This is a genomic window from Mycobacterium kyorinense (assembly GCF_002101735.1).
Taxonomy (GTDB): Bacteria; Actinomycetota; Actinomycetes; order Mycobacteriales; family Mycobacteriaceae; genus Mycobacterium; species Mycobacterium kyorinense.
On record NZ_LQPE01000004.1, the window covers coordinates 1 to 24,660 of the forward strand.

Annotated in this window: 22 protein-coding genes; 10 read left to right on the forward strand and 12 right to left on the reverse strand. The window is 67.7% G+C overall.

From position 1 onward, the window contains the following. The first annotated feature begins 83 nt into the window (after positions 1 to 83). Together AWC14_RS00625 and AWC14_RS00630 are read left to right on the forward strand one after the other, a co-directional pair. Positions 84 to 2,018, forward strand: a complete 1,935-nt coding sequence (locus AWC14_RS00625; protein WP_045382711.1) for a flavin-containing monooxygenase — start codon at positions 84 to 86, stop codon at positions 2,016 to 2,018. Further along, complete coding sequence (locus AWC14_RS00630) at positions 2,015 to 2,752, forward strand: SDR family NAD(P)-dependent oxidoreductase (RefSeq protein ID WP_045382708.1); 738 nt, start codon at positions 2,015 to 2,017, stop codon at positions 2,750 to 2,752. The genes AWC14_RS00625 and AWC14_RS00630 overlap by 4 nt, the downstream gene beginning before the upstream one ends. On the opposite strand, the gene AWC14_RS00635 is transcribed toward AWC14_RS00630, so the two are convergent. Further along, positions 2,733 to 3,356: a rhomboid-like protein gene (locus tag AWC14_RS00635; RefSeq protein WP_045382705.1), complete on the reverse strand. Its 624-nt coding sequence runs from the start codon at positions 3,354 to 3,356 to the stop codon at positions 2,733 to 2,735. The genes AWC14_RS00630 and AWC14_RS00635 overlap by 20 nt on opposite strands. A gap of 24 nt (positions 3,357 to 3,380) precedes the next feature. Then, positions 3,381 to 5,246 (reverse strand): glutamine--fructose-6-phosphate transaminase (isomerizing), encoded by a 1,866-nt coding sequence (gene glmS / locus AWC14_RS00640; RefSeq protein WP_045382703.1) that lies wholly within the window; start codon positions 5,244 to 5,246, stop codon positions 3,381 to 3,383. 80 nt (positions 5,247 to 5,326) lie between these two features. Between glmS and AWC14_RS00645 the strand changes: the two genes are divergently transcribed. The 3 genes from AWC14_RS00645 (at position 5,327) to AWC14_RS00655 (ending at position 7,811) form a co-directional block, all read left to right on the forward strand. Next, a complete protein-coding gene (locus AWC14_RS00645; protein WP_045382700.1) occupies positions 5,327 to 5,854 on the forward strand; it encodes a nitroreductase/quinone reductase family protein in 528 nt (175 codons plus the stop codon). A 69-nt stretch (positions 5,855 to 5,923) separates the two neighbouring features. Further along, entirely contained in the window at positions 5,924 to 6,766 is an 843-nt protein-coding gene (locus tag AWC14_RS00650) for a dienelactone hydrolase family protein (protein ID WP_045382697.1), read from the forward strand. A 4-nt stretch (positions 6,767 to 6,770) separates the two neighbouring features. Then, the gene (locus AWC14_RS00655) at positions 6,771 to 7,811 is read left to right on the forward strand and encodes an LLM class F420-dependent oxidoreductase (protein WP_045382694.1); all 1,041 of its coding nucleotides are present in this window, start codon (positions 6,771 to 6,773) and stop codon (positions 7,809 to 7,811) included. A gap of 242 nt (positions 7,812 to 8,053) precedes the next feature. On the opposite strand, the gene AWC14_RS00660 is transcribed toward AWC14_RS00655, so the two are convergent. The 5 genes from AWC14_RS00660 to rplM form a co-directional block, all read right to left on the reverse strand. Further along, positions 8,054 to 9,391, reverse strand: a complete 1,338-nt coding sequence (locus tag AWC14_RS00660; protein ID WP_085240912.1) for a hypothetical protein — start codon at positions 9,389 to 9,391, stop codon at positions 8,054 to 8,056. 4 nt (positions 9,392 to 9,395) lie between these two features. Next, positions 9,396 to 9,701 carry a hypothetical protein gene (locus AWC14_RS00665; protein WP_045382689.1) on the reverse strand — a complete coding sequence of 102 codons (306 nt, stop codon included), beginning with the start codon at positions 9,699 to 9,701 and terminating at the stop codon, positions 9,396 to 9,398. 39 nt (positions 9,702 to 9,740) lie between these two features. After that, a complete protein-coding gene (gene glmM, locus AWC14_RS00670; protein WP_045382687.1) occupies positions 9,741 to 11,078 on the reverse strand; it encodes a phosphoglucosamine mutase in 1,338 nt (445 codons plus the stop codon). Positions 11,079 to 11,176: 98 nt separating this feature from the next. Beyond that, a complete protein-coding gene (gene rpsI, locus AWC14_RS00675; RefSeq protein ID WP_045384510.1) occupies positions 11,177 to 11,647 on the reverse strand; it encodes a 30S ribosomal protein S9 in 471 nt (156 codons plus the stop codon). Beyond that, complete coding sequence (gene rplM / locus AWC14_RS00680) at positions 11,644 to 12,087, reverse strand: 50S ribosomal protein L13 (RefSeq protein ID WP_045384511.1); 444 nt, start codon at positions 12,085 to 12,087, stop codon at positions 11,644 to 11,646. Before rplM ends, rpsI begins: the two co-directional genes overlap by 4 nt. 233 nt (positions 12,088 to 12,320) lie before the next feature. Between rplM and AWC14_RS00685 the strand changes: the two genes are divergently transcribed. From AWC14_RS00685 to AWC14_RS00700, 3 genes are all read left to right on the forward strand, one after another. Continuing rightward, a complete protein-coding gene (locus AWC14_RS00685) occupies positions 12,321 to 12,647 on the forward strand; it encodes a DUF2563 family protein (protein ID WP_045384512.1) in 327 nt (108 codons plus the stop codon). 48 nt (positions 12,648 to 12,695) lie between these two features. Continuing rightward, the gene (locus tag AWC14_RS00695; protein WP_428838925.1) at positions 12,696 to 14,243 is read left to right on the forward strand and encodes a putative alpha/beta hydrolase; all 1,548 of its coding nucleotides are present in this window, start codon (positions 12,696 to 12,698) and stop codon (positions 14,241 to 14,243) included. A gap of 201 nt (positions 14,244 to 14,444) precedes the next feature. Next, complete coding sequence (locus AWC14_RS00700) at positions 14,445 to 14,939, forward strand: hypothetical protein (RefSeq protein ID WP_249026294.1); 495 nt, start codon at positions 14,445 to 14,447, stop codon at positions 14,937 to 14,939. Positions 14,940 to 15,095: 156 nt separating this feature from the next. Here the strand turns inward: AWC14_RS00700 and AWC14_RS00705 are convergent, their stop codons facing one another. The 4 genes from AWC14_RS00705 to eccCa are packed head-to-tail and all read right to left on the reverse strand — an operon-like array spanning position 15,096 to position 20,549. Continuing rightward, positions 15,096 to 15,392, reverse strand: a complete 297-nt coding sequence (locus AWC14_RS00705; protein ID WP_045384515.1) for a WXG100 family type VII secretion target — start codon at positions 15,390 to 15,392, stop codon at positions 15,096 to 15,098. A 3-nt stretch (positions 15,393 to 15,395) separates the two neighbouring features. After that, positions 15,396 to 15,713, reverse strand: a complete 318-nt coding sequence (locus AWC14_RS00710) for a WXG100 family type VII secretion target (RefSeq protein WP_162835665.1) — start codon at positions 15,711 to 15,713, stop codon at positions 15,396 to 15,398. Between the two features lie 31 nt (positions 15,714 to 15,744). Beyond that, positions 15,745 to 16,914, reverse strand: coding sequence for a type VII secretion-associated protein (locus AWC14_RS00715; protein ID WP_052425690.1), 1,170 nt, complete (start codon positions 16,912 to 16,914; stop codon positions 15,745 to 15,747). After that, positions 16,911 to 20,549, reverse strand: a complete 3,639-nt coding sequence (gene eccCa / locus AWC14_RS00720) for a type VII secretion protein EccCa (protein ID WP_081968338.1) — start codon at positions 20,547 to 20,549, stop codon at positions 16,911 to 16,913. Before eccCa ends, AWC14_RS00715 begins: the two co-directional genes overlap by 4 nt. 112 nt (positions 20,550 to 20,661) lie before the next feature. Here eccCa and eccD point away from each other — a divergent pair, with 112 nt between their 5' ends. Both eccD and mycP read left to right on the forward strand, forming a co-directional pair. Then, positions 20,662 to 22,002: a type VII secretion integral membrane protein EccD gene (gene eccD, locus AWC14_RS00725; protein WP_045384516.1), complete on the forward strand. Its 1,341-nt coding sequence runs from the start codon at positions 20,662 to 20,664 to the stop codon at positions 22,000 to 22,002. Next, positions 21,999 to 23,342 carry a type VII secretion-associated serine protease mycosin gene (gene mycP, locus AWC14_RS00730; protein WP_045384518.1) on the forward strand — a complete coding sequence of 448 codons (1,344 nt, stop codon included), beginning with the start codon at positions 21,999 to 22,001 and terminating at the stop codon, positions 23,340 to 23,342. The genes eccD and mycP overlap by 4 nt, the downstream gene beginning before the upstream one ends. Here mycP and eccB read toward each other — a convergent pair. Beyond that, positions 23,310 to 24,653: a type VII secretion protein EccB gene (gene eccB, locus AWC14_RS00735; protein ID WP_045384521.1), complete on the reverse strand. Its 1,344-nt coding sequence runs from the start codon at positions 24,651 to 24,653 to the stop codon at positions 23,310 to 23,312. The two genes, mycP and eccB, sit on opposite strands and share 33 nt — an antisense overlap. Positions 24,654 to 24,660: the final 7 nt, after the last annotated feature.

The window sequence follows — 24,660 nt, forward strand, 5'->3', positions numbered from 1 at the left end:
ATGCAGCCTCACCCGCCCCACCCGGGGTCACAGCACAACGTAACAACACGAAGTAACTGCACCTACGAACTTAAGGATCGGCGATGCGCAGCCGCTACGCGGGCCAACCCTTCACCACGTCGACGGCCGAGATCGCCGCCGCGCTGGAACAAGTCAGCATCCCCACCCTGCTGCTCTCGTGCGTGCACATCACCGGCGACCCGCGATTCATCCGCGACTTCAAGCCCGCGGGCATCTTCCTCAACGAGGTCCAGGGCTTCATGTCCGAGGAGGACAAAGCCCGCGCCCGGCAGGCGGCGCTGCCGGTGATCACCGACTACCGCGACCGCGGCTGCCCCGAGCCGGCGCCGCTGCCCCGCGAGCTCGTCAAGGAAATGATGGACTGGGCGGTCTGCGAGACCGTGCCCGACGACTACGTCGCGCTGCTGCTCGAAGAGATGGACCTCGAGGGGGTTGATCCGCGCCGGCCCGCGCCGCTGGACCCCGACCGCACGGCGCACCTTCCCGTCGTCGTCGTCGGCTGCGGCGAGTCGGGGATCCTGGCGGGGATTCGGCTGAAGCAGGCCAACATTCCGTTCACAATCCTCGAGAAGAACGCCGGCCCCGGCGGAACCTGGTGGGAGAACACCTATCCGGGTGCACGCGTCGACGTCGCGAACCACTTCTACTGCTACAGCTTCGAACCCAGCAACGACTGGACGCACTTCTTCGCCGAACAGCCCGAGTTGCAGGCGTATTTCACCGCGTTGATCGACAAGCACGCTCTGGGCGAGCACATCCGATGGCACACGGAGGTGACGGCTGCGACGTGGGACGACGGCGACGGCACCTGGACGGTGACCGCCCGCACACCCGACGGCCAGACCACCACGATGCGGGCGCGCGCGGTCATCACGGCGGTCGGCCAGCTCAACCGTCCCCACATCCCTGACTTCGACGGCGCCGGCACATTCCGGGGGCCGTCGTTTCACTCCGCGGCCTGGGACCACTCGGTGGACCTGACCGGAAAGCGGGTGGCGCTGATCGGCGCCGGCGCCAGCGGTTTTCAGATCGCGCCGGCCATCGCCGACGAGGTCGCGCAGCTGACCGTCTTCCAGCGCACCGCCCAGTGGATGTTCCCCAACCCGATGTATCACGAGACCGTCGCGGACGGTGTGCGCTGGGCGATGGACCATCTCCCGTTCTACGGCCGGTGGTACCGGTTCCTGGTCTTGTGGCCCGGCGCCGACAAAGGCCTCGACGCCGCCCGGGTCGACCCCGCCTACCCCGACCAGGACTACGCGGTCAGCGAAATCAACGCGGCCGCCCGGCTGATGTTCACCGACTGGATCACCAATCAGGTTGACGGCGACCAGGATTTGTTGGCCAAGGTGCTGCCGGACTATCCGGCGACCGGCAAACGCACACTGCAGGACAACGGCACCTGGCTGCGCACGCTGCGCCGCCACAATGTCGAGTTGGTGCGCACACCCATCCAGCGGATCACTCCCGACGGCGTCGTCACCGCTGACGGTATCAGCCACGACGTGGATATCATCGTGTACGCCACCGGTTTTCGGCATACCGACGTGCTGTGGCCGATGACGATCACCGGGCGCGACGGGATCGACCTGCGCAGCATCTGGGGGCAGCGGCCGTACGCCTACCTGGGCATCACGGTTCCCGGATTCCCGAACTTCTTTCTCATCTACGGGCCTGGCGCGCATCTCGCGCACGGCGGAAGCCTGATCTTCAACTCCGAGCTGCAGATGCGCTACATCAACGCCTGCCTGGCGGAATTGGTCAAGGCGAACCTGCATTCCGTCGAGCCGACCGCCGAGGGGGCCCGCGATTGGCATCAACGCACCCAGACCGAGATCAAGAAGATGGTGTGGTCACACCCGGCGGTCAAGCACTCCTACTTCAAGAACGCCGACGGGGAGATCCATACCGTCAGCCCGTGGCGGCTCAACGAATACTGGTCGGCGGTGCGGGAACCCGACTGGTCCCAATTCGTGGTGCGGAAAGGATCGGCGTGAGTGGAGTAGTGGTAACCGGTGCCGCGTCGGGCATCGGCCGGGCCTGCGCGGAGGCGCTGGTTGCCGACGGGCGGCGGGTAGCGCTGTGGGACATCGCCCCAGCGGTGCGGGAGGTCGCCGACGGCATGCGGATGCCCGGGGCGGTTGTCGACGTCACCGACGACGCGGCGCTGCCCGAGGCGGTCGCGGCCGGCGACCGCGCGCTCGGCGGGATCGACGGCCTGGTGCACGCCGCGGGCCGGGTTTCGGCGGAACCGGTCGGCGCCTACACCGGCGAGTCGTGGGATGCCGTGCTCGACGTGAACCTGCGGGCGCAGGCGATGCTGGTGCAGCTGTTGTTGCCGCACCTGGAAAACTCTGCGCGCGAAGGGCGTTCGCCTGCGGTGGTGGGCATCTCGAGCATCGAAGGGTTGACCGCCAACCCGTTCATCCCGGCCTACTGCGCGTCGAAGGCCGGGCTGCTCGGCCTGACCCGGTCGATGGCCGCGCAGCTCGGCCCGGCCGGTATCCGGGTCAACGCGGTGTGCCCCGGGTTCATCCACACACCGATGCTGCAGATCGCGCTCGACGTCGAGGAGGTCCGCGCCGGTTTCGTGCAGGCCGCGCCGCTGGGCCGGATCGGCGAGCCCGCCGAAGTCGCTGCGGCGGTGGCGTTTTTGATGTCGCCGCGGGCGTCGTTCATCACCGGCGCCCATCTGGTCGTCGACGGCGGCGTCACCTGCCGGCACCCCTGAGTTGTGCTGACCGGGCCATCGGGTAGAAGCACAGCCCGACGAGGATCGACGCGAAATGCCCGATCGCGGTGAAGTTCACGTGGATGATCAGCGGCACGGTGAAGACCAGGATCAGGATCGCGAGATAGCCCCATCGCCACGGTTTCGCGATGTGGTAGGCCAGCACCGCCATCACCCCGACCATGAAATAGCTGACGCCGATATCGCGGGCGTGGACCAGCTTCTCGGGCTCCAGGTGGTGTTGGATCGCCAGGTACAGCAGGCCTTCGCTGAGGTAGGTCGCGCCGATGGGTGCGGTCAAACCCACGGTGAGCCAGCGTAATTGGCCGAGCCAGCGTTCGGCCGGCGCGAGAAACAGGGTGAACAGCACCAGGTAGGGCGTCCAGTAGCGGCCGTCGATCCACAGCAGGCTGGCGAACAGCACCTCCAGCGGATCGCGAGCCAAGTGGTAGAGGTTGGTCGAGCCGTGCACCAGCACCGTGTGCAACGCACGCCTGGACAGGTGATGCTGGATGATCGTGGTGATCGGCAAGACGGTCAGCCAGATATAGGTCAGCGGCGCGGTGCTGACCCATCGCCACACTGCGGCCAACCAGAGTTTCACCGTGTTGCAGTCTCGGCGCGCGGATTATTCGACGGTGACGGACTTGGCCAGGTTGCGCGGCTTGTCGACGTCGTATCCGCGGGCCTGCGCCACCGAGGCGGCGAACACCTGCAGCGGGATTGTCGACAGCAGCGGCTGGAAAAGCGTTGACACCGCGGGGATTTCGATCAGGTGATCGGCGTAGGGCCGCACTGTGTCGTCGCCTTCCTCGGCAATCACGATCGTGACCGCGCCGCGGGTCTGGATCTCGCGGATGTTGGACAGCAGCTTGGCGTGCAAGGTGGCCGAGTTCTTCGGCGAGGGCATCACGACGATGACCGGCAAGTCGTCTTCGATCAGCGCGATCGGCCCGTGCTTGAGCTCGCCGGCCGCGAAACCCTCGGCGTGCATGTAGGCAAGTTCCTTGAGTTTCAGCGCGCCTTCCAGCGCCACCGGGTACCCGACGTGGCGGCCCAAAAACAGCACCGTCTGCGACTTCGCGAACCGGTAGGCCAGGTCGGCTACCGGCTTCATGCCGGTGAGCACCCGGGCCACCAGCTCCGGCATGGATTCCAGTTCGCGGTATTCGCGTTCGACCTCGTCGGGGTATTTGGTGCCGCGCGCCTGTGCAAGTGCCAGTCCGACAAGGTAATTGGCGGCGATCTGCGCCAGGAACGTCTTCGTCGACGCCACCCCGATCTCCGGCCCGGCGCGGGTGTAGAGCACCGCGTCGCATTCGCGAGGAATCTGGGAGCCGTTGGTGTTGCAGATCGCCAGCACCTTGGCCTTCTGCTCCTTGGCGTGCCGGACCGCTTCGAGGGTGTCGGCGGTCTCACCGGATTGCGAGATTGCGACGACGAGCGTGCTGCGGTCCAAAACCGGGTCGCGGTAACGGAATTCGCTGGCCAGCTCGACCTCGACCGGCAGCCGGGTCCAGTGCTCGATCGCGTACTTGGCCAGCAGCCCGGAGTGATAGGCGGTGCCACAGGCCACTACAAAGACCTTGTCGACCTCGCGCAGCTCCTGGTCGGAGAGCCGCTGCTCGTCGAGCACAATCCGGCCGTCGACAAAGTGCCCGAGCAGCGTGTCGGACACTGCCGCGGGCTGCTCGGCGATCTCCTTGAGCATGAAGTACTCGTAGCCGCCCTTCTCGGCGGCGGCCAGGTCCCAGTCGATGTGAAACTCGCGGTATTCGACGTCGGGGTTGCCGTCGAAGTCGGTGATCCGATAACCGCCGGCGGTGATCACCACCGCCTGGTCCTGACCCAGTTCGATGGCGTCGCGGGTGTGCGGGATGAACGCGGCCACGTCGGAGCCGATGAACATCTCGCCGTCGCCGATCCCGACCACCAGCGGCGTGGACCGGCGGGCGGCCACAATGGTGCCGGGCTCGTCGGCGTTGGCGAACACCAGAGTGAAGTGGCCCTCCAGCCGGCGCAGCACGGACAACACCGAACCGACGAAATCGCCAGCGGTCGCGCCGTGCCGATAGGCCTGCGACACCAGGTGCACCGCGACCTCGGTGTCGGTGTCGCTGGCAAACTCCACCCCGGCGGCCTCCAGCTCTCGGCGCAGGATCGCGAAGTTCTCGATGATGCCGTTGTGGACGACGGCGATCTTGCCGGCCGCGTCGCGGTGCGGATGCGCGTTGCGGTCGGTCGGCCGGCCGTGGGTGGCCCACCGGGTGTGTCCGAGACCGGTGCCGCCGGTCAGCGCGGCCGGGTCGGCCTCCTCGAGCGCCTGCTCGAGGTTGGCCAGGCGGCCGGCACGACGGCGGACGGTGAGCTTGCCGGCCCCGTCGACCAGCGCGATGCCGGCCGAGTCGTAGCCTCGGTACTCCATCCGGCGCAGCGCCTCGACGACCACCTCGCAGGCAGACCGCTGCCCGACATAGCCGACGATTCCGCACATAGCTGACCAGGGTAGTGCAGGCCACCCCGACCGGTGCTAAACGCGCTGATCAGTGGCATACCAGCCAGTACAGTCGCGATATGTCCGGCGACACCGTGAACGGGATCCCCCGCGTCGACCCGCGGGCGGGCCGCGCGGCGTGGAAACGCGCCATGTTGGCCCTGGTGGCGACCAAGCCCGGCGCGGCGATACACCGCACGCTCGCTGCCCCGCTGGACGCGCCGCTCATGCGGCTCAGCCGCGGGCGCGTGAGCCTCGCAGCGGGAGCCATGCCGCTGGTGGTGTTGACGTCGACCGGCGCGCGCAGCGGCCAGCGGCGCGAGACCCCGCTCGGGTATTTCACCGACGGCGACGACGTCGTCTTGATCGCCTCCAACTACGGCGGCACCCGGCATCCGGCGTGGTATCACAACCTGCTCGCCCATCCGGAATGCGAATTGCACGTCGGTGGGCGCGGCGGTCGATTTGTGGCGCGCGAGGCGACGGGCGACGACCGCGATCGGCTGTTCGACCTGGCGGTGAACTACTACCCCGGCTACGCCAAATACGCCGAGCGCACCGACGGCACTCGCACGATTCGGGTGCTGCGGTTGACGCCGGCCCGTTAGGCAGCGGCCACAGCTCCCAGGCGCCGACATCCGGGCCGATTCGCGATAGCCGTGCGCTACCGTCAACGCGTGTCGAGCACCAAAAAGCTTGTCGCCGCCCTGACCCGACGGGGACCGCACCGCGTGCTGCGCGGTGACCTGGCCTTCGCCGGCCTGCCCGGGGTGGTGTACACGCCCGAAGCCGGCTTGAATCTGCCCGGCATCGCCTTCGGTCACGACTGGCTCGTTGGCGTCGAGCGCTACTCGGGTCTGCTGGAGCATCTGGCCTCGTGGGGCATCGTGGCGGCGGCCCCGGATACCGAGAAGGGGCTGGCGCCGTCGGTGCTGAACCTCGCCTACGACCTGGGCACCGCGCTCGACATCGCCGCAGGCGTGCGACTCGGCCCGGGCAAGATCAGCGTGCATCCGCGCAAGCTCGGGCTGGCAGGTCATGGGTTCGGTGCCTCGGCGGCGGTGTTCGCGGCGGCGGGCATGCCGGCCAAACCCAAAGCCGTCGCAGCGATTTTCCCGGCGGTGACCAAACCGCCCGCGGAACAGCCAGCGGCGTCGCTGCACGTTCCGGGGGTGGTGTTCAGCGCGCCCGGCGATGCTAAGGCGTTGCATTCCAACGCAATTCAGCTCGCACAGGTGTGGGATGCGGCGACGCTGCGTGTGGTGAGCAAGGCCAAGGCCGGCGGCCTGATCGAAGGGCGGCGGCTGACGACGGTGTTCGGGTTGCCGGGTGCCGATCGCAAGACGCAGAAGAAGGTGCGCGCGCTGCTGACCGGCTACCTGCTGTATTCGCTGGGGGGCAACAAGACGTATCGCGAGTTCGCCGATCCGGAGGTTCAGTTGCCTCACACCGAGACGGTGGAAAAGCTGGCCGAGCCCGTTGCGCTCGAGGAGAAGATCGTCGCGCTGCTGAAAGGCTGAACACATGCGGATTGGCATCATGCTGGACTACTCGGGCGGCTTCCGCGAAGGCGTCGAGCGGGTCGTCGAGCTGGAAAAGGCCGGCATCGACGTCGCCGTGGTGGCCGAGGCGTATTCCTACGACGCCGTCAGTCAATTGGGCTACCTGGCCGCCAAGACGTCCACCATCGAATTGGTGTCCGGGGTGTTTCCGATTTACACCCGCACCCCGTCGCTGCTGGCGATGACGGCCGCGGGTCTGGACTTCGTGTCCGACGGCCGATTTCGGCTGGGCATCGGGACATCCGGACCACAAGTGATCGAGGGCTTTCACGGTGTGCCCTTCGACGCCCCACTGGGCCGCACCCGCGAGATAGTCGACATCTGCCGGCAGGTGTGGCGGCGCGACCGCGTCAGCTACGCCGGCAAGCACTACCAGCTGCCGCTGCCGCCCGACCGCGGCACCGGGCTGGGCAAGCCGCTGAAAATCATCAATCACCCGGTGCGCGAACGGATCCCGATCTCGATTGCCGCGCTGGGACCGAAAAACGTCGAGCTCACCGCCGAGATTGCCGAGGGCTGGCAGCCGGTCTTCTTCTATCCGGAGAAGGCGCAAGCGGTGTGGGGTGAGGCGCTGAATGCCGGTCTGGCCAAACGAGATCCGGCGCTGGGTCCGCTGGACGTGATGGTGGGTGCGTCGCTGGCGATCGGCGACGACGTCGAGGACCGGCTGGCCTGGGTCAAACCGCAGCTTGCCCTCTACATCGGCGGGATGGGCGCCAAAACCCGCAACTTCTACCACAACCTGGCCACCCGCTACGGATTCGGTGAGATCGCCAACCGGATTCAGGAGCTGTACCTGTCCGGAAGCAAGAGCGAAGCGATCGCCGCGGTGCCTGACGAATTGGTGCGCCAGGTTTCGCTCATCGGTCCGCGCGGCTTCGTTGCCGAACGCGTGGCAGCCTTCGCCGAGGCCGGTGTGACGACACTCTTGGCGACGCCGGCGACCACCGACCGCGACGAGTCCGTGCGTTATGTCGAGGAACTGAAGGGCTTGTTGCCCTAGGGCGGCCGGCTAGGGACATGAGACAACGCACTTTGTAATGGCTAGTCGATTGCCACCCGATCGCGCAGCAATCCGATTACCCGCTGCGGGTCATCGGGACTCACGCACGGTTTGATCCGAGCGCCGACGTCAAACACGAACAGGGTGGACTTGCGCCAGCGCCGAGCACAAGACCCCCGTCGTCATAGAGAACCTCAGCCATCGTCGCATCATCCTCTTGGACTGCCCGCAAGGCCAAGCGGCTATTGCCCTGCCTGCGGCAACTCGTCGGCCGCAATCTCACACGGAGTCGACGCTGCCTGCTCCGGCTCCGGCTCCGGCGTGGCGGGTTGTGGCGGTTCGACTGCTGGCATGGGCTCGGCGGGCGGCGCCTCGGCGGGCGGCGGCCCATCCGCCGGCGGGGGTTCAGCGGGCGGTGCGGCGGTCTCGTCGGCGAGTTCCTCTGTGGCCGCTGGGTTTTCGTCCGGAGTCGTGGCGTCGTTGTCGACGTCCTTGTCGTCGTCTTCCTCGTCAATCGGCTCGTCGGCATCGAGCTCATCGTCCAACGGCGGATCGTCGGATGCCGACGGATCGCCGAGTCCGTCGGCCAGTGAGCCCAACAAACCGCCGATGCTGTCGACGATTGCGCCGACCACGCCGCCGATACCGCTGGCAATCCCGCCCAGGCTTCCCAAACCGCCTGCGCCAGTGGGCATGCCGCCGACATCGCCCAGCGGAGCTGCCATGTCGGAGAGCGGCGGGACCGGCGGTTGGCTGTCAGTCATGCCGGCTGGAATAGCGGCCGGTGCGCTCGGCGGCGGGGGCGGTGTGGTGATGTCGGCGGGCGGTTCGGCGGTGGGCTCAGCGGGCAATGGCGGCGGAGCCGGTTGGTCACGCAGCGGCCGCGGCGGCAAGTCGCCGGGAATTGCAAAGCACGCATCCGGCGTGGCCGCCACCGCGTCGATAGCCGCATCGTACGCAGCGGCCACCAACGCGGTGGCAGACCGCATCCGGACCAGCCAATCGTCGCGAATGTCGTTGTCCACGTATGGCATTACCTCATCACGGACCAGCTCCTCGGAGGCTGACCGGTCGCCCGACCCGGTCGTGACGATGTGCGCGGCCGGCAACCACAAGGGGCGCTGCGCCGAACTGCGATCGTCCACGCCGATGGCCGTCGCAGCCTTTCCATCGACCGCCTGCCACAGTGTGTCCCGCAACTGGCCATAGCCGTCGGCGGCCGCACGCACGCGCGCGGCCAGCATGCTCGCGGCGTCACAGTGACGCTGCAGGAACTGCATCGCCGCGTCGGCTCCCGCTCCCCGCCACGCCGCGGCGAGCTCGCCGATCTGCTCGCGCTGCCGTGCCAGCGCCTCCTCGGTGGTGCTGACCGCGGCCCACAAGGCAGCGCAATCGTCGTCCAGCACATGCAGATCCAGGCCATCTTCGGTCTCATACCAGTCCAGGACCTGCCGGTCGTGCGCGGTCAGGTCCGGATGCCGGTAGCCCACCGCCCGGCAAGCAGTCACATATGTTTGCGCGTGCTCGACGGCCGGTCGCCCCTCGGCCAGCCGCGCGGCAACGTCCAACGCCGGGCCCACCCGCTCACCCGATCCGGGCCGCGCCGCGCAGATCGGCGTCGGCGTAGCGGTCGGCGCCTGCCCGTTGCGCGGCGGCGATCTCGAAAGACGCCCGCGCCCATTGTGCTAGCTCGTCGGTGAGCCGGCTGACCGCAAGGTGCAGCGCGTCGCCGCGCGCGATGTGCGCCCTTCCGGCCACCGCCCCGCCGAAGGCCAGTCTGGCCAGTTGCGAACGGGCCGCGCCGACAATGAGTTCCGCGGAGTCGTCGATCCGGTTTGCGACCGCTCGTATCGCCGCGACGTCGATTCGGGTGGCGTCTGCTTGTTCCATACCGGTTTGGACGCGTCGCGCCCGGGAAGGGTTCCGGCCTCAGCGTGCGGCGCGCACCGACTCCGCGATGCCCGTCGCCAGTCGGTGCGCGATGTCCTCTTCGGCTGCTTCCACCATTACCCGGATCAACTGTTCAGTTCCGGAGGGCCGCAACAGGATTCGCCCGGTGTCGCCCAACTCGGTCTCGGCTTGCCGGACCGCGGCCCGAACCGCGGGCGCCGCGACCGCGGCGGCTTTGTCGGCCACCTCGACGTTGATCAGGACCTGTGGCAGCGTGCGCATGGCCGACGCCAGGCCCGCCAGCGTCGAACCGGTCTGCGCCATCCGTGACATCAGCCGCAGCCCGGTCAGGATGCCGTCGCCGGTGGTGGCCAGCGCGGGCAGCACGATGTGGCCGGATTGTTCGCCGCCCAAGCTGTATTCGCCGGCTCGCAGCTCTTCCAGCACGTAGCGGTCGCCGACTCCGGTGGTGCGGACGGTGACTCCGGCCGCGCGCATGGCCAGGTGCAGGCCGAGGTTGCTCATCACGGTGGCGACCAGGGTGTTGCCGGCCAGTTCACCGGCCTCGCGCATCGCCAGCGCCAGCACCACCATGATGTGGTCGCCGTCGACGACCTCACCCGTAGCGTCGATGGCCAGGCACCGGTCGGCGTCCCCGTCGTGCGCCAGACCCAGGTCGGCGCCGTGCGCCAGCACCGCTGCGCGCAGCGAATCGAGGTGCGTCGACCCGCACCCGTCGTTGATGTTGAGCCCGTTGGGTTCGGCGTTGATCGCGATGACCCGGGCGCCGGCGGCGCGGTAGGCGCGGGGTGCCGCGACCGACGCCGCACCGTGGGCGCAGTCCACGACGACGGTCAGGCCGTCGAGCCGGTCCGTGCTGGCCTTGCCCACGTGGCGCAGATAGCGGTCCAGCGCGTCCTCGGCGTCGACGACGCGCCCGATTGCGGCGCCGACTGGGCGCAACCCCGGCCCGGCAGCCACAAGCTCCTCGATCTGGTCCTCGGTGGCGTCGTCGAGTTTGTGGCCGCCTGGCCCGAAGATCTTGATCCCGTTGTCGGGCATCGGGTTGTGCGACGCGGAGATCATCACGCCGAAGTCGGCGTCATAAGCGCTGGTCAGATAGGCCACGGCGGGAGTGGGCAGCACCCCGACCCGCAGCGCATCGACACCCTCGCTGGTCAGGCCGGCTATCACCGCGGCTTCGAGCATCTCGCCGCTGGCGCGCGGATCGCGGCCGACGACCGCCACCGGCCGGCGCGAACCGCCCGGGCGGCCCAGCTGCCGAGCGGCCGCCCCTCCCAGGGCCAGCGCGAGCTCCGCGGTCAGCTCGCGGTTGGCGACCCCGCGCACCCCGTCGGTGCCGAACAGTCGACCCATAGCCATCCTTTATCCGCCGCGAGCGTGCGTGTCCCCGGTCCGACACGCCAGCGAGAGACCGTTTTTGCGCACGCTCGCGGCCAGAAAGTGATACCCGATCAGCGCTTGCTGTACTGCGGCGCCTTGCGGGCCTTCTTCAGGCCGTACTTCTTGCGCTCGGTGGCCCGCGGGTCGCGGGTCAGGAAGCCGGCCTTCTTCAGCGCGGGCCGGTCCTCAGGAGTGACCAAGATCAGCGCCCGGGCGATGGCGAGCCGCAGCGCGCCGGCCTGCCCCGACGGCCCGCCGCCGTTGAGGTGGGCGTAGATGTCGAAGCTTTCCAGCCGATCGACGGTGACCAGCGGGGCCTTGATCAGCTGCTGGTGCACCTTGTTGGGGAAGTAGTCCTCAAGGCTGCGCCCGTCCAGGTCGAACTTGCCGGTGCCCGGCACCAGCCGAACCCGCACCACGGCTTCTTTACGACGGCCGACGGTTTGGATGGGGCGCTCGATGACGAAGGAGTCTGCGCGGGTGGCCGACGCCGCCGACGAGCTCTCGGCAGCCACGGTTTCGGTCTCTGCCGCTTCTGTCATTGCGTCACCTGCTTGATCTCGAACGGAACCGGCTGCTGAGCGGTGTGCGGGTGCTCCGGGCCGGCGTAGACGCGCAGCTTGCGCTTGATCTGACGGCCCAGCTTGTTCTTGGGCAGCATCCCGACGATCGCCTTTTCGACGACGCGGTCGGGGTGGCGTTGCATCAGGTCGCCGATCGTGCGGCTGCGCAGACCGCCGGGATAACCCGAGTGGCGGTAAGCCAGCTTGTTCTGCAGCTTGTCGCCGCTGATGGCGACCTTGTCGGCGTTGACGATGATGACGAAGTCGCCACCGTCGACGTTCGGGGTGAATGTCGGCTTGTGCTTCCCGCGCAGCAGGTTGGCTGCTGCGACGGCAAGCCGGCCGAGCACCACGTCCGTGGCGTCGATGACATACCACGACCGCGTGGTGTCACCCGCCTTCGGCGTGTACGTAGGCACAGTGCTTACCTAACTTTCTCTCGGGTTGGATCCCGGTCTGACCCGGGTGCCGGTCAGGCGTTGACGGCAGGGGACGGTCTCGGCGACCGACATTGACCCGAGCCCCGGCGTACCGTACGCCAACGGTGCAGCTTACCGGCGGGCATCCGCGCAGGTCAAAACGCCCCTCTCGCGAATTGGGTAGAGCTCATTAGTGTCACCGAGCATGCTGGCCGGGCGCTAGCCTGCTAACCGTGGCCGCGGAGAAATTCGAAGTCAATACCGAACACCTGATTGCGGGCGGTAATTTGAGCGGTTACGCCGCCGATTCAGCGCGTGAAGCGGCAAAGCAACTGGCGGGTGCCGAAGTGGCGTCGGGAATGTTTGGTGATTTCGCCGAGGCGCAAGAGTTTCACGGCATGGTCAACACTGCACACCAACAGCATCAGACCCAGCTGCACGGTCACGACACGACGTTGCGCGGGGTGTCGGCCAAAGCGGCCAAGGCGGCGCAGGTGTTCACCGTCACCGACGAGTCGGAGGCCGGTGAGATCGGATCAGCTGGCGACCAGTTCGAGTAGGCCGCCGCGGGGGCACCACCTGTTCTGACCAACCTCGACGTCGGTGAGCTGTGCGGGGCGGCCGGCGGTCATCCGTGGAAACTCGACGACGAGCTGCAGACCGGGGATGCCGGAGCGATCAACAAGCTTGCCGATGCGTTTCACCGGGCTGGTAACCATGTCAAAGAAGCCGATGACGACTTCGACAAGGCTAAGCAGAAATTCCACGCCGCCTATACCCGCAACGGCGGCGAGCACCCGATCAACGAGTCGGCCGAAGTGCAGCAGGCCACCGCTGCGCTGGCCGGACACAAGGAAGCACTGCCGCGGATCGCGGCCAGCTTGGAGCAGGTCGCCGCATCGCTGGCCACTGCGCAGCGCCAAAGCGACGCCGCCCTTACCGGAGCCAATGGCTCGCTGGACGAGATCGACAACCAGATAGCGGCCGCCAAAGCCAACAACCAAGACACCGGCGGACTGCACGATAAGGCCGTCGGCGTCGTCAAATCAGCGCTGGAACAGGTCAACTCGGCGCGCAGGGACTACGTCACCGATTTGCAGGCGGCCCAAACCGCGATGTCGGGTGCGGGCTATGTGCCCGAGGCGCTGGACAACTTCGACGCCCAGCCTGGTGACCCCGCCGCCACGGCCGCGACCCAATACGACAAGTCCGGGCAGCGCAAACGTGATCAGGCCATGGTGGATAAGGCCAAGGCCGAAGGCAGGACGTCCTACATGGCCAACAACGCCGGAATGCCCGGCAACATGACCGACGAAGAAGCGGCCGCCGCGCAGCGGCTCAAAGACTACGCAGCCATCACCGATCCGAACAGCCGCTTCGGACCCGGTTTCGACCCGCAGCAGGCGGCTCAAGCCCGCCGCCTGGCCGGCGAGCGGCTCGGCGACTACAACACGTCAAAAGTCATGGGGCCCCTGCCCACCGACACGGTATTGGGCGGGGATGCCCGCACCCGGGCGCAGACCAGACTGAAACTGCAGCATGACTTGGAAAACGGCCAGGTCCCCTGGCACCCGCAACCAATGTCGGCCGACGAGGCGACCCGAGCCATCGACCAGATGGAAGCCGCCGACCGGGCCCGGGTCTTAGCGACCTTCCAAAAGGGGCTCGAGGATGGCGGCGTCTCCTCACCGGCCGCGGCGGCAATTGCCGAAGGCATGGCACACGGAACGATCCCGAAAGAATATCTCGACGCCGCGTCAACAGCCTCTTCAGTGCTCGATGGCGGGAAAGAAGGGGTCAAAGGCCTCGCCGAATCACTGCCTACTGGCAGACACTGGCCACCAGGAGTCGCCTTCTCGGCCGAAGATGTGGAAGCGCTCAAGAAGATCGGGGGCCGAATCGGCTTGGCCGGGACTGCACTCGAAATCGGAGTCGGCCTGTATGAGTGGCAGCACGGCGAACCTGCCGGGGAGATCCTTGCTAAAACTGGCGGCGGCATGGCTGGCGCGTGGGCACTCGGCCAGCTCGGATTCGCGGGAGGTGGTTTTATAGGCGGGCCGCCGGGAGCCTTTGTGGGCGCACTCGTTCTCGGAACGGCTGGCGCATTCGGCGGGGAATGGCTTGGTGAGCATGGTTTCAAATTTGCGACGGAGTAGACAATGAAGACTTTTTTCATAGCGCTAGCCGTTGGCGGTGCGCTTTTACCAATAGTAGCGCCGCTAAAAAACCGCCGTCTCGGACGACTACTGTTTTGGGCCGGATTTGCCATTACAACTGGGTCAGCTTTTCTAGTAGCCTATCCGCCAGATTGGAAGTCAGGGTGCTTACTGTCGCTAATGTCGGACATTTTGATGCTAATGAATGCGTACTTTACCACTCCATATATCAAAATTCGAGGCAAAATCTACGCATTCCATGTAAAGGACAGCCAGCCTGACCAGCTCCCCGAGGACACCGCCGCTACTCCCGACAATGCCGAGTCAGGCTACGATCCAGCACCTGATTCCTACGGAGGAACTGCGCCGGCGAACAAATTCTGGTGGCTATTGATTGTTACAATGGCCATGTGCGTTCTTGCTGTGATCATCCAAGCTGAGGATAAGCCATTGTGGCTAGCACCCGTTATGGGAACCGTCGGCGTAATGGCCGGAATCATACTCGGCTATGGTGACGCAAGTTGGCGATATTCGGTTGCCCGTGGACAGCGTGTGCAATTCATCATCATCGCGGTCATTACGGCCGGAGTGTTTACGATTCTCTACCTCGCCGCCTACTACGCCGGCAAACGTTGGCCGTGGCGCTCCCGAAAATCGACGGAATACCGGGCGCATCCGCGCCATCAGAAGCGATAGCAATAACCGCCAACAACTCGCGGCCATCATTACGCGTTGGACCGGAACGGCACATTAAACGACCTCAGCCGGCAGAGACAATATCCGAGCTTCTTCGACCTAACGTATAACTGCGCGGTCCCGTCGTCTCCCCTCCGACGGGACCGCGCAGAGTCTTTATCGCGCCCAGACGCCGGCCGCCCGGTGGTCGGCGTCTGCGACGTCGTCGGCGCCGTCGCGGACGGCATTACCGAGGTTGGCCAGGATTTCGTTGAGCGCGGTGGCCGCCTGGTGCCATTTGAGCTGCTCGACGCGGTAGGCCGCGGCTGCTTCGCGAGTCCACAGCTCCTGCAGCGGCGCGACCTGCGATCTCAGGTCCTGCAGCGCGGCGTTGAAGCGGGACGACGTGGCCTGTATCTCCTGGCGCACGGAGTATTCGATTTCAGCGAAGTTGTACGACAGCACGGGGTCCATGGGTCACAGGCTCCCGCCGGCCGCGGTGATGCGGTGCGCATGGTCGTCGGCAGCCTCCCGCAACGCGGTCTCGTTGTGGCGAATGGTCTCCGCGATGGCGTGCAGCGCGTGGTGCAGCTTCATCGACTCGGCGTTCCACCGATCCACCACTTCCTTGAAGCGGGCGGCCGCGGCGCCGCCCCACACCGACGACGGCACACTGCTCATCCGACCGATGAAGGCCTGCAGCATCGCCCGGATCTCTTCGTTGCGGGTATCCGTGGTCGCCGCGACGGAGCGCATCAGGTCCAAATCGGTGCTCAGCGAGTTGGTCACATAGATTAGGACTGCGCCAGGCCGCGTCCGGTTCCCATCAACGCAGCGCCCGGGCCGACCGCACCGCCAACTCGCAGACCTCGCGAATGGCGTCCTCGTCGCCACGGCGGTTCTGGCATCCAATGGCGATCCGGATCGCCCCGTCGAGCACCACGCTCCACCGGATGTCGTGTTCGGCGCGCACCTCGCGGTAGGTCACGGCCGGGCGCCCGGCGCTGAGTCCGGACGGGTTGAAGTCGACGAAGACGCCGGACGGCTCGGCATCGATAGCGTTCTTCAGCGACTCCGCGGCGTCAACCAAAGTCTCTGCGCCGACGGGCGATTGCGTCACATGAAGCGCCAGCTGCGGATCCGACGGCGACGTGATTTGGACCCGCGCCGAACCCGGCCCGGCGATCACCCGCTGCGTGGTCCAGCCCGCCGGCACCTGCACCGCGACCCGGCCTTCGACCAGAAACGTCGTCGGCATGTTCCCCGGCTCCGGCGTCTCGTGATGGCTGTATGCGATCAGCCCCAGCGCCGCCGCGATCAACGGGACCACCAGGATGAATCCCCCATAGCGACGGCGGCCCCGAACGACGGCGATTGCTTGTTGGTCGCCCGGAACGGTGGACGCCGCGAGCCAATGCAATCGTGCGTCGTCGATCTGGGCCACGGCCAGGCGGTCGGGCAGTCGCTCGGCGATCATCGTCGCGACGACGTGCGCTCCGGGCACCGAGTCGGGCGCGTCGATCGCCACCGTCGCAGCGTGTTCGGTCATGCGGGCGATGACGTGTGCGACGGCTTCGGCCACCTGCTCCGGTTCTCCGCGGCGCGGTTCGGCCTTCACCACAGCGCCGGTGACCACCACCAATCGCTGCGCGATTTCGACGACAACCGTTGGCGCTGGCGAACTCCGGGCCAGCAACCATGCCCGCGGTCGCAGCTCGACATCGTCGGCCAGAGCCTGCGCCGCAGTGGCGACGGTCGCTATCCGCGCCTGCGTCCACCATGACGGGTGGATGAGAATGAGCCGGCCCGGGCGCTCGCAGAGTAGCGACTGCAGGACCGCACGCCACAGCGACTCCACGGCGACGGGGCGGTCGTCGACCAACACGACCGGGTCGTCGATGCCGTCCAGGGCAGCATCCGCGTCGCTGTCTGCTGTTCTGCCGCAACATAATTGGCGTATCGAGCCCGGCCCGGCCTCGATCACGCACGCGCTCACGGCGGCGGGCTCCAGGCTACCTGCACCGATTGGCGGCCGCCGCCGCGAGTGATCAGCGTGCCGCGACCCGGCGGCAGCGGAGCCGGGCGGACCGACCCGATCAGCGGGCCGTCCTCCGGGTTTGCGCTCATCATCAGCGCCATGCAGCCGGAATCGCGCAACTCGGCCAGCAGCGGGTCGAACAGGGCGCGGGCCGCGCCGCCGCTTCGCCGGGCCACTATCAGATGCAAGCCGAGATCCCTGGCGTGGGGCAGGTATTCGACGACCCGTGTCAGCGGGTTGACGCCGCCCGCGACCATGTCGTAGTCGTCGACCACGACATAGATGTCCGGCCCCGACCACCAGGATCTTTCGCGCAGCTGCGTCTGGGTGATGTCCGGGGGTGGCAGACGGCGGCTCAGCATGTCGAGCAGTGCGGGCAGCAACGCGCCGAGCGCGGCAGCGGACGCGGCATAGCCACCGAGATGGTCGGGCTCGACGACCCCGAGCAGCGTGCGCCGGAAGTCGATGATGAACAACCGCGCCTGTGACGGCGTCGCGGTCCGCATGATTTCGCGGCAGAGGGTGCGTATCGTCGCCGTCTTCCCGCATTCGATGTCGCCGAGGATCAGTAGGTGGGTGTCCCTGCCGAAATCGACGGTGGCCGGGGCGAGTTGGCGTTCTTCCAGCCCCAGCACGATCCGGTCGCTCAGCTCGTGGTCTGCCAGGTCGACGCGGGTGGGCAGCAGGGGAATCGGGGGTGCGGTCGTTGTGCCGTGACGGCATATCTTCGCCCGGGGCAGCGCGATCACCATGTGCTGCCCGTCGCGGGACAGTCCCCGCCCCGGCCTGCCCTCGGGGACCTGCTGTGCCCGCCGGCGGTCCAATTCGGAATCGGCGGGATCGCCGAGCCGCAACTCGATGCGGGTGCCGATCTGATCCCTCAGCGCCGGGCGCAGTTCGGCCCACCGCGAAGCCGACACCGCCACGTGGACGCCGAACGAAAGTCCCTGGGCGGCAAGGGCAGTGATCTGTTCCTGATGGTCGGTGGGCAGGGCGGCCCAGCCGTCGACCACCAGGAACACGTCATCACCGAAGCGGTCGCGGCAGCCGGTCTCCCGCGCCGTCAGGAGCGACTCCAGCTCGGCGATCGTGCGACCAACCAGATCGGGTTCGGCTCTGCCGGCCACCGACCCGACGTGCGGCAAGCACCGCAGCGACGTCAGCGTGCCACCGCCGAAGTCCAGGCAATAGAACTGCACCTGGCTTGGATCATGGGTGGCTGCGAGGGCGGTGATCAACGTGCGTAAGGCGGTCGATTTGCCCGACCGCGGCGCGCCGATCACCCCCACATTGCCCGCGGATCCGGCCAACTCGACGGTCAGCGGTGTGCGGCGCTGCTCGAACGGGCGATCGACGATGCCGATAGGGACGGTCAAGTGACCAGCGGTATCGAAGCCGCGCAGCACGCTGTCGAGTGCCGGAGAGGCGCCGAGTGGCGGCAGCCACACCTCATGGGCGCGCGGGCCGAGACCCGATAGCCGGTCCACCACAGTCTGCAGGACCGTGCGCTGGTCGCTTATATCGCTCCCCTTGGCCGACAAGGTGATCCGGCCCACCGGCGCCACGCTGAACCGCCGAACCAGCGCCGACTCACTGCGGCGCGGTGCGCGTCGGGCGGTTAGCCCGCATGGTTCGGAGACGTATGTTCCGTGGAAACGAATCGGCTCGGCCGTCCCCGCGCGAAGGTAGCCCGCTCCCGGCGTATTGGGCAGGTCGTAGGCGTCTGAGCTCCCCAACACGATGCGCGACTCGGTGGCGGACAGTGTTTTCAGGCATATCCGGTAGGACAGGTGGGACTCCAGCCCACGCAGCCTGCCCTCGTCCAGGCGCTGGCTGGCCAGCAACAGATGCATGCCCAGTGACCGGCCGAGCCGTCCGATCGCGGCAAACACCTCGGCGAAATCCGGATGCTGACTGAGCAGTTCGGAGAACTCGTCGACGATGATGAACAGCGTGGGCAGCGAAACGCCGGAGTGCCGCGCTTGCTGGTAGGCGGTGATGTTGTCGAGGTTGCCTGCCGCCCTGAGCAATTCCTGGCGGCGATTCATCTCGCCGGTCAACGCCTCGCGCATACGGGCGACCAGCGGCGCCTCATCGGACAGGTTGGTGATGACCGCTGCGACGTGGGGACACTGTTCAAGCCCGAGAAAGGTTGCGCCGCCCTTGAAGTCCACCAGCACCAGGTTGAGCACTTCGGGTGAGTGCCGCACCATCATGCCCAACGCGATGCTGCGTAGCAGCTCGGACTTACCCGACCCGGTGGCACCGACGCACAGACCGTGCGGGCCCATGCCGTTCTCGGCGGCCTCCTTGATGTCGAGCTCCACCGGGACGCTGTCGGTGGTCGTGCCGATCGGAACCCGGAGCCGACCGCGTCGAGATTGGCTGTGCCACAACGTGGTCGGCGTGAACGTCGCCATGTCGTCGATGCCCAGCAGTTGCTGCCAGGGCGGCGTGTCGCCACGCGACGCGTCGGCGGCGCGGTAGGCGGCCATCCGCTGCGCGCACGCCAGCGCCGCGGCCTGATCCATGCGGTCCGGACGGACCACCACGTCGTCGTCGATGGTCAGCTGTTCGGCACCAACCCGAAGCCGCGCGCCTGCCGCGACATTGCGGGCGGCATCGACCACCGTCAACCCGACAACCCCACCGCTGTCGACGACGACCACCACCTGCGGCGCATGTTCAAGTTGTAGCTCCGCGATCGCCTTCTCGGCCGCACGCAGCGTCGGATACACCATCCGGGCCGAGCCGACGTCGTCGGCGGTTTTCGGATGCTGGTTGTGCGGCAGCCATTTCAGCCAGTCCCAGTGCGCTCGTTCGCGGTCGTCGATCGCGCCGACGAGCATCAGCCGAGCCGGACTGTGCATGACGGCGAGCTGGCAGATCATCGCACGCAGCAATCCCCGTGCACAGGTTTCGTCGCCTGCGACCGTCATGGCGCCCAGCGTGCGCAAGTCAAGCGCGACCGGCACGTCCCGGATTGTCTGCTGCGCCTGCAGGAAGCGCCGCAATGCCGAGATGGTGACCGGATCCGAGCGGTTCTCCGCGGGCAGCTGCGGCGGCACGAGCCGGGTGGCGAGAGGCTGCTGGCCGGTGCCGATCCGCACGCAACAGAAGTCGGGGTCGGTCGCTCGCCGCTCCCACATCCGCTCGCCGCCGACCAGTGTCCATAGCGCATCGGGTTCTGGGTGCTGCCAGCTCAGCGACACACGTTGTGCGGCAGCGGTTTTCACCACAGTGCTGCGCAGGCCACCGAGATAGTCGAGATAGTCCGTCCGGTCGCCGTCGATGTCGGCACGCCAGCGGTCGCGGCCGGCGATCGCGGACACCACCGCCGAGATCAACATCATCAGCGGGAACACCACGAACACCGGACTGCGCGCGATTCCGGATCGTGCGTAGAAGGCCACCGCCATCATCACAACGGTGGCACCGGCCATCGCGACCGGCAATAGCCGACTCACCACACCGGACTGCCCCGCCTGGGGAATCGGCGGCGGCGCGGCCACCGCGATGTCAGCGGTGTCGACCACCGGCGGCGGCAGCCGTGGCGCGGGCCTGAAACCCGTAGTCGCGGAACCGCTGTCCATGCCGGCCTCCCCCGCCGATCGCGATTGCACGCTAAGCACCTCCGTGATCGCGCGCAAGTCAGCTGTGGATCGACGTCTGCGCGGCACTGCCGGCGCCGGTTAGCGTGCCCACGTGCAGGAAGCAGATCTGCGCCGAGTGTCGATTCACGCCGACGAGATCCGGGTCGACCTGGCGCTGCCGACCGCCGTGCCGATCGCAACCCTGATCCCGTCGATCGTGGACATCCTGCCCGCCGGGCACACCCACCGCGACGGGCCGACGTGCTACCAGCTGTCGTGTCCCGGGCAGATCGCCATGGACGGGTCGACGACATTGGCGCAACAGGGAATTCGCGACGGCGCAACGCTGATTCTCACCCGCTCGTCCGTCGATATCCCGGCGCCACAGTTCGACGACGCCGCCGACGCCGTGGCCGCCTCACTCGCCACAGCGGCTCATCCGTGGACCCGGCACGCAGCCCGGGTCACCGGCGGTCTCTCGGCGCTCTGGCTGGCGAGCCTCGGCGCAATGCTTCTGACACGGCAATCGTTGTGTGCCAACGCGGACCGGCATGCCGGTGCCGCGATTGCAGCCGCGGCCGGTGGTTTCGCACTTGTCGCAGCCACAGTGGCAGACCGTGGATTCCGTGACAGTTTCGCCACGCGGGCGCTGGGGTTACTGGCAATCGGATTCGCCGCGGTCGCTGGCCTGCTGGCGGTCCCCGGCGGTCCTGCCGCCCCCAACGCATTGCTCGCTGCGACGACGGCCGCTGTCATCGCGGTAAGTGTGCTAAGCCTAACGGGCGGCGACACAGCACTATTCATCGCGGTGGTCGGTTTCGCGCTGGCTTCAGCGGTCGCCGCGCTCGCGGCCACCCTGACGACCGTGCCGCTACCGGCGATCGGTGCGATCTGCGTCGTGGTGTCGCTGGCGCTGATCGCTGCTTCGCCACCGCTCTCGATCGTGTTGGCCGGGTTATCACCCCGGTTGGCCGACAATATGCCCACAGACACGCTGCCCGCCAAGGCGATCCGGGCCAATATCTGGCTGACCGGGCTGATCGGCACGTTCTCCACCACGGCGGCATTCGGCGCCGCAGCGGTCGCGATGTGGCCCAGCGGCGGCCGGGGTATCGGTGTCGTATTCGCCACTCTGACCGGCGCGGTGCTGCTGTCGCAAGCACGCTCACACCGCGACATGCCGAAAGGCGTGACGCTGGTGGTGAACGGCACGGCCGCACTCAGCGCAGCCTTCATGGGCGCCACCGCCTCCTTCCGGCCCTCCATCCTGTGGCTGGCGGCGACGACGGCCATGCTGAGCGCCGCGACTTTCGTCGTTCCCACTGTGCGACTTTCCCCTATCGCACAGCGGGGCCTCGGGATGCTGGAACGTCTCGCGCTGGCGGCCCTGGTCCCGCTGGCGTGCTGGATCTGCGGACTCTACGGCGCAGCCCGGGGCCTCAACCTGCGATGACCGGGCGGGTGCCGCGAGCGGCGAGCTGCGTCGCGACCGTTGCGTTCGCACTGTGGGCCGCGCTGCCCGCGCACGCGGTCACACCGCCACCGATCGACCGCAGTCGGCTGCCGGCACCCGCATCGCCGGCCCCTCCCACACCGACCGTGCAGCGCGAGGTGTGCGAGGAGCCGTCCTCGCCTGTCCACGACGACAAGCCAACCCAGCTCGCCGGCATTGACCTTCCGCAGGTGTGGCGACTCAGCCGCGGCTCTGGTCAACGGGTCGCGGTCATCGACACCGGCGTGGCGCCGCATCCACGGCTACCCAACACCGTGGCCGGCGGGGACTATGTGTTCACCGGCGACGGCACGCAGGACTGCGACGGCCACGGCACCGCGGTTGCCGGAATCATCGCCGCGGCACCGGATCCCGAGCAGGACGGTTTCAGTGGCATCGCACCCGACGTCACGTTGATCAGCATCCGGCAATCCAGCACCAAATTCGGCGCGGCCGCGGATCCGTCGAACACCGGATTTGGCGATGTGGACACGTTGGCCAAAGCGGTCCGGACCGCAGCCGATCTCGGTGCTTCGGTGATCAACGTCTCCTCGGTCGCCTGTGTCCCGGTAGATTCCGGGCTCGACGACCGCGCCTTGGGCGCAGCGCTGGCCTATGCCGTCGACACCAAGGATGCGGTCGTGATCGCGGCCGCCGGCAACACCGGCGGCCCGGCGCAGTGCCCGGCGCAGCAACCCGAAACCACCTGGGACACCGCCACCGTCGCCGTCAGCCCGGCGTGGTACGACGACTACGTGCTGACGGTCGGATCGGTAAACCCGCACGGCGAATCATCGGCGTTCACACTCGCCGGCCCATGGGTCGACGTGGCCGCGCCCGGTGAGGCGGTGATCTCGCTCAGTCTGACCGGCGATGGGATACTGAATGCACTTGGCGCAGAGCCTGATTCAGACCCGCTGTCGGGAACCAGTTACGCCGCACCGGTGGTGAGCGGGCTGGCCGCGCTGATCCGCTCCCGGTTCCCGGCGCTGTCCGCCCGGCAGGTGATGCAACGCATCGAGGCCACCGCGCATCATCCGCCACGCGGGCGGGATCCGTTGGTGGGCAACGGCGTCGTCGACGTCCTCGCCGCCGTCAGCACCGACGCGCCGGCGAATCCACCGCCCCGTGACCGGCCGGTGCCCGTTGCGCCGCCAACCCAACCCGCGGCTCCCGACCGCAGCTCCCGCAACACCGCATTCACCGGTGCGGCGATCTGCCTGGCGGTGCTCGCGATGGCGCTGATTGCCGGCAGGGTGACGGCCCGGCTACGGCGCACCGATGGCGTCCCGCGCGACTAACGCATGCGCCCTGCTCAGTTCCGGTCCCGCCGGCAGCGTCGCCAGCACCGGCCATGGCGCCGGAATGGCCGTCTGAGGCAGACCCAGAGCGCGCGCGGCGTCGTCGTCGCGGACGGCGAACCGCACCCCGGTATCGGTGACCAACTGGCGGGCGCCGGCCTCAGGGTTGTCGCCCGACAAGCCAGTGGCGCGGACGTAAGCACTGCGACCGGACGGGACGGCGACGGCGTCGACGGCGGGACCCGCGCCGTCGGCTTGCGACAGCGCCACCGGCTGCTGGCCCGCCGGGATGGGAGGAGCCCCGGCGACAATCGACACAGCGGCACCCGCGGGCGTGGGTGACCACGTCGCGCAGAGCGGCATGCGGTCGACATCCAGGGGCTCCGAAGCCCGTTCGGGGAATGTGGATACCGGCAGATCGGTCACTGTCGGAGCGGAGCGGATGACGTCGGGGGCCACCGAGATGATGGTGCGGGCGCCGCGAGTGTCGGTGAGCCGCACAAGGTCTGCGGCAACCTGCCCGACGCGCTGTACCCCTCCCGGGAGCACGACGTAGTGCTCGTCGCCGTCGGCGCGTGCGATGCGCAGCACGCTGCCGATCGGGAATCCCGGTAACCGGCCCGGCCCACCCCCGGGAATGCGCGGCGCGGTGATCGGCGGCGCCTCCGGGATAGCATTCAGCAGGGCGTGCGAAACCTTGTGTGGCACAGCATTGTCCAACCGCAGAGCACGGACCACCGCGGGCTCGGTGATGTCGACCACTGCTCGACGTCCGTCGTAGAGCAGGTAGGTCGCACCGGAATCTGCGGTCACCAGCACGGTCTGCCCCTGCTCATGCGACGCGTCCCGGGACCCGGCGATGACCATCGTGCCGGCGTCGCTGTCACAGACAGCCCAGCTGGTTTCGTCGGCGCCCAGCGGCTCGGGCAGAAATTGGGGCGCACCGGGGATTCCCATCAACGGACCGTGCTTGACGCGGCTCAGCTCGGATTCGGCCACCGGCTGCGGATTGCTGGTCGACGCCGCGATCAGTCGCGCCGACGCCAGGTTCAGCACCGGATGCCAGGTGTCGCCGACCCGGACGTAGAGCGCTCCGGACTGCCGGCCCATCACGATCGGCGCGTTTCCCAACACCCCCTGCGGCCGCAGCACGGCCATTACCGCACCGGCGGCAACCACGATTGCCGCCACCAGAGCACCGGCCGCCAAAGCCCGCATCGGTTGGGCGGGAGCATCCCGGCCCAGCAGCGCGCATTCGATGCGGCGTAGCAGAAAACGATACCCGCTGAGGTGCAGCTGGGTGGTGGCCATGGTTCCC

Bases quoted from the DNA above. Each gene is read 5' to 3' on its own strand.
- AWC14_RS00700 (WP_249026294.1), top strand. From the start codon at position 14,445: ATGAATGCGTACTTTACCACTCCATATATCAAAATTCGAGGCAAAATC.
- AWC14_RS00665 (WP_045382689.1), bottom strand. From the start codon at position 9,701: ATGGAACAAGCAGACGCCACCCGAATCGACGTCGCGGCGATACGAGCG.
- eccCa (WP_081968338.1), bottom strand. From the start codon at position 20,549: ATGGACAGCGGTTCCGCGACTACGGGTTTCAGGCCCGCGCCACGGCTG.
- rpsI (WP_045384510.1), bottom strand. From the start codon at position 11,647: ATGACAGAAGCGGCAGAGACCGAAACCGTGGCTGCCGAGAGCTCGTCG.
- AWC14_RS00655 (WP_045382694.1), top strand. From the start codon at position 6,771: ATGCGGATTGGCATCATGCTGGACTACTCGGGCGGCTTCCGCGAAGGC.
- AWC14_RS00625 (WP_045382711.1), top strand. From the start codon at position 84: ATGCGCAGCCGCTACGCGGGCCAACCCTTCACCACGTCGACGGCCGAG.
- glmM (WP_045382687.1), bottom strand. From the start codon at position 11,078: ATGGGTCGACTGTTCGGCACCGACGGGGTGCGCGGGGTCGCCAACCGC.
- AWC14_RS00645 (WP_045382700.1), top strand. From the start codon at position 5,327: ATGTCCGGCGACACCGTGAACGGGATCCCCCGCGTCGACCCGCGGGCG.
- glmS (WP_045382703.1), bottom strand. From the start codon at position 5,246: ATGTGCGGAATCGTCGGCTATGTCGGGCAGCGGTCTGCCTGCGAGGTG.
- eccB (WP_045384521.1), bottom strand. From the start codon at position 24,653: ATGGCCACCACCCAGCTGCACCTCAGCGGGTATCGTTTTCTGCTACGC.
- AWC14_RS00705 (WP_045384515.1), bottom strand. From the start codon at position 15,392: ATGGACCCCGTGCTGTCGTACAACTTCGCTGAAATCGAATACTCCGTG.
- mycP (WP_045384518.1), top strand. From the start codon at position 21,999: ATGACCGGGCGGGTGCCGCGAGCGGCGAGCTGCGTCGCGACCGTTGCG.